The sequence below is a fragment of the Halorubrum sp. SS7 genome, from assembly GCF_005435055.1.
GTDB lineage: Archaea > Halobacteriota > Halobacteria > Halobacteriales > Haloferacaceae > Halorubrum > Halorubrum salinarum.
In genome coordinates, this window is record NZ_SGXV01000145.1 from 1 (window position 1) to 917 (window position 917).

Here is a 917-nt window from a genome sequence, read left to right on the forward strand (position 1 = left end):
TCGAGCTCGGCGAGGAGTTCCCCGTCAAGCTCCACTACGGCTTCGCGGAGGGGCTGGGGAACGCAACGTATATGCTAGCCCCCCGCATTCAGAGCGAGTAAATTGCCGAGGGAAACGTGTCTAGGATGCGGAAAGTCGTTCAAGCGGGTCGGTAGTCACTGGGCACGCGGAAGCTGTTACTACCCCGAGATTCCCACGTACCTTCGCGAGATCCTCATCGGCTGTCTCATGGGTGACGGATCCGTCCCGAAGACGAACGACGGTTCTCACGGCCTGTTCCGTCTCCCGATGGTTAACAAGCAATTCTTGGAGTGGTTCGACCACGAGATAGGGATATTGAGTACCGGTGTCTCGCTTAAAAAGACGGCAGCGGAACTGGCGCAGAATAACCGTGAATCGGGGTTCAGCCCAAATGCGAGGGCTGAGAACTATCACGATATGTACACCGTCATATCGCGCTCCCACCCGTTCATGCGGTCACTTCGTCAATGGTACCGATCCGGCGAGAAGCGGTTCCCAGAGAGCCTATCGCTCACGCCACGGATCGCGAAGATGTGGTACGTCTGTGACGGGTGTCTCGACGTTCAAGAGAACGGTGAGCCTAGAGCCGCGATACGGATACGGAACCGAGACGAGCGTCAGGAATTCCTTTTGAATCTGTTTGAGGAGGTCGATCTCTCTCCAACGTACAACCGCGAAACGATCCGCTTTGGAGTCGAAGAGACCCGCTCGTTCCTCGACTGGATGGGCAACCCGCCGCCCGGGTTCGAGTACAAGTGGGTGCTCGACTCGCGAGAGCGCTACGATCGCCTGAAGGCACAGGCGTACGGCGAGGCACACGCTTTATAAATCGTCTACGACCGGAATCGACACCGTCACCCGCGTCCCGCGCGGCTCCCGGTCGGCGTACTCGACAT

The 917-nt window shown here is 58.2% G+C and carries 1 protein-coding gene and 1 pseudogene; both read left to right on the forward strand.

Annotated features, from left to right (window positions below):
• A pseudogene (locus tag EXE44_RS17215) lies at window positions 1-101 on the forward strand (DNA polymerase sliding clamp); the annotation flags it as partial.
• A gap of 1 nt (window position 102) precedes the next feature.
• Window positions 103-849, forward strand: coding sequence for a hypothetical protein (locus tag EXE44_RS17220; RefSeq protein WP_137717991.1), 747 nt, complete (start codon window positions 103-105; stop codon window positions 847-849).
• Window positions 850-917 lie beyond the last annotated feature (68 nt).